The 7,819-nt window shown below is 43.2% G+C and carries 6 protein-coding genes; 2 read left to right on the forward strand and 4 right to left on the reverse strand.

Going from position 1 to position 7,819, the window contains the following annotated elements; genetic code table 11:
• Window positions 1-42 precede the first annotated feature (42 nt).
• Window positions 43-1,308: a transcription termination factor NusA gene (gene nusA, locus DW121_RS10250; RefSeq protein WP_117713298.1), complete on the reverse strand. Its 1,266-nt coding sequence runs from the start codon at window positions 1,306-1,308 to the stop codon at window positions 43-45.
• A gap of 4 nt (window positions 1,309-1,312) precedes the next feature.
• On the reverse strand, window positions 1,313-1,780 hold the full coding sequence (rimP, locus tag DW121_RS10255; protein ID WP_117713299.1) for a ribosome assembly cofactor RimP: 468 nt from the start codon (window positions 1,778-1,780) through the stop codon (window positions 1,313-1,315).
• Window positions 1,781-1,976: 196 nt separating this feature from the next.
• Between rimP and DW121_RS10260 the strand changes: the two genes are divergently transcribed.
• Window positions 1,977-2,378 (forward strand): hypothetical protein, encoded by a 402-nt coding sequence (locus tag DW121_RS10260; protein WP_117713300.1) that lies wholly within the window; start codon window positions 1,977-1,979, stop codon window positions 2,376-2,378.
• A 160-nt stretch (window positions 2,379-2,538) separates the two neighbouring features.
• Window positions 2,539-2,751: a hypothetical protein gene (locus tag DW121_RS10265; protein WP_117713301.1), complete on the forward strand. Its 213-nt coding sequence runs from the start codon at window positions 2,539-2,541 to the stop codon at window positions 2,749-2,751.
• 134 nt (window positions 2,752-2,885) lie between these two features.
• On the opposite strand, the gene DW121_RS10270 is transcribed toward DW121_RS10265, so the two are convergent.
• Window positions 2,886-4,577, reverse strand: coding sequence for a RagB/SusD family nutrient uptake outer membrane protein (locus DW121_RS10270; protein ID WP_233514934.1), 1,692 nt, complete (start codon window positions 4,575-4,577; stop codon window positions 2,886-2,888).
• 60 nt (window positions 4,578-4,637) lie between these two features.
• Complete coding sequence (locus DW121_RS10275; RefSeq protein WP_117713303.1) at window positions 4,638-7,742, reverse strand: SusC/RagA family TonB-linked outer membrane protein; 3,105 nt, start codon at window positions 7,740-7,742, stop codon at window positions 4,638-4,640.
• Between the last annotated feature and the right edge of the window lie 77 nt (window positions 7,743-7,819).

Consider the following 7,819-nt stretch of genomic DNA (forward strand, 5'->3'; position numbering starts at 1 on the left):
TTTAATTTAATGAATAATGGAGAAAGAAGCGGAATTTAGTGCTTAATTATTCTCTTCCTCAAACTCCGATTTCAAAATGCGTAATACTTCGTCCACCGTTTCCTCTTCCAAATCTGTCTTCTCAATCAACATCTCGCGCGGGGCATTCAATACAGCCTTGGCGGTATCAATGCCGATAGCTTTGATGGCATCAATTACCCAACCGTCAATCTCGTCGCGGAATTCATCCAAGTAGATATCTTCATCCTCTACCGCTTCATCCAATTCGCGGAATACGTCAATGGTGTACTCAGTCAACATACTGGCCAGTTTGATATTCAAACCACCTTTACCGATAGCCAGCGATACCTCTTCCGGTTTCAGGAAGACTTCTGCCTTGTGCTCTTCTTCGTTCAGACGGATAGAAGATATTTTGGCAGGGCTAAGGGCACGCTGTATAAACAACTGGATATTCGACGTATAGTTGATAACATCGATATTCTCGTTGCGAAGCTCGCGGACAATGCCATGAATACGGCTACCTTTTACACCGACGCAAGCGCCTACCGGGTCAATACGGTCATCGTACGACTCTACGGCAATCTTGGCACGCTCACCGGGGATGCGGGCAATCTTCTTGATGGTAATCAGTCCGTCATTGATTTCAGGTACTTCCATTTCAAACAGACGTTGCAGGAAAACGGGCGATGTACGGCTCAAGATAATCTTCGGATTATTGTTCTTGTTGTCAACGCGCGCCACCACGGCACGGGCAGTCTCACCCTTGCGGTAGAAGTCACTCGGAATCTGTTCGGTCTTGGGCAACAGCAGTTCATTGCCTTCGTCATCGAGCAGCAACATTTCCTTTTTCCAAATCTGATAAACTTCTGCATTGATAATAGTACCTACCTTATCAATGTATTTATTGTAAATACTGTCTTTTTCCAGTTCCAAAATCTTGGAAGCCAATGTCTGGCGCAAGTTCAGGATAGCACGGCGGCCAAACTTCGCAAAGTTCACTTCATCCGTCACTTCCTCTCCCACTTCATACGAAGCGTCAATCTTTTGGGCTTCGCTCAAAGAAATCTGTAAGTTCGGATTTTCAAGATCTTCATCTGCCACAACTTCACGATTACGCCATATTTCGAAGTCACCCTTATCCGGGTTCACAATCACGTCGTAATTCTCATCAGTACCGAACATCTTTGCAATCACACTGCGGAACGACTCTTCGAGTACGCTCACCATGGTGGTTCTATCAATATTCTTCAGTTCTTTAAATTCCGAAAAGGTATCTATCAAGCTGATAGTTTCTTCTTTCTTGGCCATAGTCTTATTTAAAACTAATTAAGTATTTAGTATATTTTATCTCTTCGTATGTAAAGGTTATATCTTCATCCACCATTTTAGGACGCTTGGCTCCCTCCTCTTTCACTTTCTTCCGGACGGTAACGGTGAATTGCCGTTCATCGGCATCCTTCAATATTCCGCAATGCTTACGACCGTCCTTTGCCAGCACTTCCACCTCCTTGCCAATGTGGTTGGTGTATTGCTGCAATACTTTAAACGGTTGTCCGATGCCGGCAGAACCGACTTCCAGCTCGTAATCCTCATCCTCTCGATTCAGTCGGGACTCTATGTAGCGGCTCAGCTCTACACAATCCTCAATCCAAACACCTTCTTTGTGGTCTATTTCCACCACAATCTTGTCATCAGGGCTGATTATGACTTCCACGAGGAAGTAATCCTTATCCTCCAGCCACTCGTCTACAATCTGACAAACTGTTTTCTTTTCTATCATAGATTAACCATTAAGAACGAAAAAGAGGAGCTTAATCGCCCCTCCACCTTTCATCCGTTTCGGGTGCAAAGATATAAATAATCTGTTCGACTACAAAATAATAGGAGAAAAAAAGAATATTTAGCACTCCTGCCGGAAATTATCCCTCATTCAAAATTAATCACTACATTTGCATGGTTCTTTAAACTTAATCATCATGGCACATCACCTGAATACCAATAAACAGTTTATGATAGGTAACGGCATCCTTGCCTTTGCCGTAATATTCGTTGTCGTTATTTTTGTCTATATGAGTATGCGCTTGCAGCGCCAGAAGGAAGGCGAACGGTATTTCGCCGAAACCTACAACATCACTTTAGTGAAAGGATTCACCGGAGATTCCATCTCCATTCTTCTCAACGACAGCATCCTGATAGACCAACGCATTGACAAAGAACCTTTTAACTTTGAAGTAAAACGGTTTGCCGAGCAAAGTGCGCTGATGATAGTGGACAAGGCCACCGATAAACTGTCCCTGTTCGAACTGAGCGAAAAAGGCGGCAACTATCGGTTTGAGAAAGAAAGCAACGAAGTGAAGCTATTGGCGCAAGAGGAATAGAGCCGCTTAACTGTGCCATTTATGCCAGCCTATTGGCACAATTGTGCCTACTCGATGGCACGTTTGTGCCTGCCCAATGGCAATGTACACCATCAGCAACGATAAGTAACCGATAGAGAATAAAACATAACTCGTTTGAAATGAACAACAATGCACTATTTTGCTTGGCAGCGAAAATGCTAACCGTATCAATGAACTGGAGGATATGTTTGAGGTAAACCGGGACGATAAGAGAATCCGTCAGATGAAAGAGGACGTGGAGGAATACGAGGAAACGGTCAGAAAACAAGCAGTTATCAGCGAACAAGCCAAACGTAAGGAACGTGAGGCAGCACGGCTGGACAGCATTGCCAAAACGGTAAAGAAGAAATAGATGGCTTCAATAAAAGTAAAAAAAATTCGCCCTAATGCAAGATACCTTGATTCCACCTATATTTAAAATAGAAGAGGCTGTGTCAATGACACAACCTCTTCATCGTTCTGATTAAATTATGAATATAGTTTTTACTATTTTGCCCAACCGCGCACTTGATGTATTTGGTCGTTGATTTCGATTATATTTTGTGGAAGTGGCCAGTATTCGTTCTTACCCTCAACGAATTTAAGTGTAATACCAGCCTCGGCAAATGGGTGATGTACGGTATACACAAGCTTGTGAGGTTTTCTGGCATTTTCAGGGGAAGTCCAAAATTCGTCAGTTTGATAAGGGATATTATCAAGCACCTTGTCGTAGCACTGCTTAGCAATACCCCAACGAACGATATCGAACCAACGGCAGCCTTCGAACCAAAGTTCATATTGCTTTTCGTCTTGAAGCACTTTGAGGTCAACAGTTTCAGATACAGTATTTGAGCCTGCACGAGTTTGAATCTTGTTGATATACTTCTTAGCTTCATCAAGCTGATTTGATGCAATACAAGCTTCTGCATAAATCAGATAAGCTTCACCCAAACGGGCAATACAGAGGTTCGTATTGTTACAGTTGTCACCTACAGATAAGTCAGCGTCATTAGGATGCATCATCATCTTCACTTCCATCACGTCACTACGAGCGAAAGAACCATTAGTCTTGGTGATACCACGTTCCGGGTCCATTTCTTTTTCTTGGCGAGTCGTGCAAGTAGCATCGCTTTTCCAACCGCAGAGTTCTTCATCGTAGAAGAATTCGTCAGAAGTCAAGAAAGTAGCTTTACGACGATAGCTGTCACCATCGTTTGCTAACATTTTATGAGCAAACTCATGATTGATAGAGCCACCACCCCAACCAGCAGTTGAGCAAATGGATGGACTCTTACCACCACCTTTAATATCATCACCACGCCAGTTGAGTACGTTAGCTACCATCCAACGACCACGATTATTACCAACTCTCCAAGGATCTACACCACCTGCAGCCGCTGTATTAGTAATATAGTTGAATTCGAAGATCTTTTCTTCACAACCATCACCTTCTACGTGGAACAAGTCGCGGAAACGTTCACCCGGAACGAGATCGTAGTTTTCAGACTCTACAAGGGGCTTCATTACGCTAATCACCTTAGCATTGTCGCCTGCAAAAAGAGCTGACTTGCCGGCTACGAATTGAGCGAAACCTTTAGTTACAACCCAAGCACCTTCTTTATCATTCTTACCATTACGATCGGGCAAGTCAGGAAGAGCGTCTTCACATTCTTTCACGCACCAGTCAAAGATAGCCTTTTGTGACTCAGCATTAACCGGTTTTTCATTGGTGATGAGGTGGTCAATCAAAGGAGGTTGATAATAAACCTGTGCAGCCAACATGTGTGCCCATGCACGCATAACCTTAGCTTCGGCAACAACTCGTTTCTTAATAGGAGTATCGGCTGTTTCACCAAAATAGTGAATTATCAAGTTGGCAGAATAGATTGACTTATAAATGTGATTATAAAGCGTACTGATAGGGAGAGAGCTGGCATCATAACGGAACTCATTAAGGATACGGAAATCTGCGTGGTCGTTAATGTCACCACCGGCTGCAAACACGTCGTCGGCAGAGTAGTTAAGACCCATGATATATGCATTCCAAATTCCTTCATTACCACCGATTTCATTGATATAAGTAGCGTACATGGCTGTCAACGCAGATTCGGCATCCGCATCTGTTTTGTAGAAGTTATCTGTACTGCTGGTTGCTTTCTGTTCAACATCAAGCCTGTCTTCACACGCAGTGAACATCATACTTGAAAGCAAAATGATTGATAAAAATATTTTTCTCATATCTCTTTCGATTAATTAAAATTAAAATGTAACACTTACGCCAAGTACCATCTTGCTCATGTTAGGATATGCACCCTTGTCGAGACCCGGACAGTTGTATTCATTTGTACAAGTTTCAGGGTCGAGACCCGGATACTTGGTGAATGTGAAGAAGTCGTCCAATGATACATAAACACGTGCGTTTTCGATGAATGCTTTACTGGTGAGTTTCTTAGGCAATGTGTAACCAAGTTGAATTTGCTTGATCTTGAAGAACGAGCCATTGTAAACCATGGCAGATGAACGCCAGAATGTACCGCTACCTGCTACAGAAGCTGCGTTAGGAAGTTTGCCAGACTTGAATTCTTTATAAACATCTTCTGATATGTTGTTGTAGCCTGTACGATAGAGACCGTAGTAGATATCGTTACCAGCAGCACCAGTACCAAACAAAGTGAAGTCGAATCCCTTGTATTCAGCATTCAAGGTAATGCCATAAGTCAAAGTAGGAAGACCAGAACCTATGTTAGTCATGTCCTCAGTTTGTGGGTCCTTGGTCAATTCACCATCTTTGGTGTAATATTGTGCAGTACCGTCAGCAGCAACGCCTGCATACTTATAACCGCGCATGTACCATACGGGTTCGCCTTCTTCGAAGTAGCAACGAACAACTTCAGGAGATGCACCTTCAACAGTTGCGCCAGCGATACGTTCGATAGATGGCTCGAGGTAAGTCACTTCATTGTGAAGTGTTGCCATGTTAGCAGATATTCCATATTTGAAGTCACCGATATGGTCTTTCCAACTAAGTTCCACTTCGAAACCGCTGTTTTCAATTTCACCAGCGTTTACAGTCATAGAAGAAACACCTGATTCAGGCATAGTGGGAGCATTTACAAGCAAGTCCTTAGTCTTTTTCTTGTACCAGTCGAAACCAACGGTCAATCTATCGTTTAAGAAACGGAAGTCAGCACCCAAGTCGATTTGTTCTGAAGTTTCCCAAGTCAAGTTAGGGTTGGCAATGCCATTAGGCATTGAACCTAAAGTAACGGCATTTGTTGAACCATAGTTATAGAATTGTCCATTTGTATTAATACCAGCTGTATATGCATAGTTATTCAATACATTCACGTTACCATTCTGTCCCCAAGATGCACGTATCTTACCGTATGACATGATGCTTGGGTTGACTCTGTCTTTGAAGAAGCTTTCGTTTGAGAATGTCCAGCCTGCAGATGCGGAGAAGAACTGACCCCAACGGTTGTCTTTCGAAAGCTTAGAAGCGTCGAAAGCATCGGCACGAAAGTTAGCCTGAACGCTATAGCGGTTGTCGTAGCTATAAGTTACACGACCGAAGTAAGAGAGGGCGCGAGAAGTACCCGGTATGCCGCCGATGTTCTTCACCGTTTTATCATTAGCATTTACGCTATTAAGGTAGATGAAGTTAGCTGAATAAGCTTTAAGGATATCCGGACCCGAAGCATTGGCACTGACATAATTTGAATCGCTTTGGCGGTATGACATACCGGCCATGGCACCTACAACGTGTTTACCGGCGAAGATATCGTTATAGTTGACGAAGTTTTCCCATTGATACCAAGTAGAGTTTCTACTGGCGCCTGAGATAGTGTAGTTGTCACCTTTGGTTTGAGCATTGAGGTAGTAGGGGTATTGCCAGTCAGATTCGTTGTTGAAGGAGATACGATAACCCAAACGGGAAGTGAAAGTCACTTGCTTGACAGGAGTAACGTTCATGTAAGCAGTACCATTAACGTTCACACCACTGTTGCGCGATTCTGAACGGTCGCGTTGTGAGAAGGGGTTACCACCGGAAAGACGTTGGTTGAAGTAGGAAGTGGCATAGTAACCATTTTCATCACCAAAGAGAGTGTAGTTAGAGTTACCTGCTTGAATTTGGTCGTAATAGTTACGATATTCACCCAACATCTGTTCTCGTTTTGTCCAATAGAGCGGAGTTAACGGGTCAATCAAAAGAAGCATCTCGAATGAAGAGCCATAACCTTGTTCTGATATGCCGCGAGATCTCCATTTTTCAATAGAGGTGTTGGTACCTACTTTCAACCAATCTTTAATCATATAATCGGCATTGAGTTGAGCGGTAAGACGTTCGTACTTGTCTTTGCTACCCTTAACGATACCGTCTTGGTTCACATAGTTCACACTCAGGAAGTATGAACCGCGGTCGTTACCACCTTGGAGAGTAAGGGTGTGCTGTTGAGCCCAAGTATCTTCGAAATAAGCATCCAACCAGTCTGTATTGGTATTAGGATCCCATCCGTATTGAGTCTGAGCATCAGCCAAAGTACCATTCACAGATTCAGCACCAAGCTGCATAGTCATCCAGTCCTTGAATTGAGCACCGTTAAGCAAATTGGGCACGCTTCCGAGTGATTGGTTAGTCCACTTACCACTATAAGTAATAGAACCTCGTCCTTTCGCACCTGATTTAGTAGTGATAAGAACAACACCATTACCCGCTTCAGCACCATAGATAGCCGCCGAAGCAGCATCCTTCAATACTTCCATTGATTCAATCATAGAAGGGTCGAGGTATTGGATAGAGCTAACTTGCAAACCATCAACAATCAACAAAGGACCGATGTTGTTGGAGTTTGAAGAATAACCACGAACGCGGATTGATGCGCCTTGACCTGGTTTACCAGAACCATTCAAAATCTGTACACCTGCTGCCTTACCTTGCAAAGCGGCAGCAGCATCGGTAGTTGACAAACCTTTCAGTTCATCAGCCTTTACAGACGCCACCGACCCTGTCAAATCGCTTTTCTTCTGGACACCATAACCCACAACGACCACTTCATCCAACACCTTCGTGTCTTCAACCAGTCGCACGTTTAAGTTAGTGCGCCCCTGCAGTTTGATAATTTGCTTTTTATATCCCACAAACGACACTTCCAGTTGGCTGTTGGCGTTCTTTACCTGAATATTGAAATTTCCATCCAAATCTGTAATGACTCCGTTCGAAGTTCCTACCTCTAGAATCGCAACTCCAATCATCGGTTCGGAATCGTTTTCCGAGACGACGGTCCCTTTAATTTGGATCTGAGCCCATGCTGAAGAATAGCACAGTACCACCAATACAAAAAATAGTAAAACTTTGTTTTTCATAAGTATAACATTAACAATTTTAATAAAAATACCCGTTGGCGGAATTAATTTAAGTTGATAAATATGAGTAAAAAGTT

The sequence above is a fragment of the Bacteroides sp. AM10-21B genome (genome assembly GCF_003472565.1).
Taxonomy (GTDB): Bacteria; Bacteroidota; Bacteroidia; order Bacteroidales; family Bacteroidaceae; genus Bacteroides; species Bacteroides propionicigenes.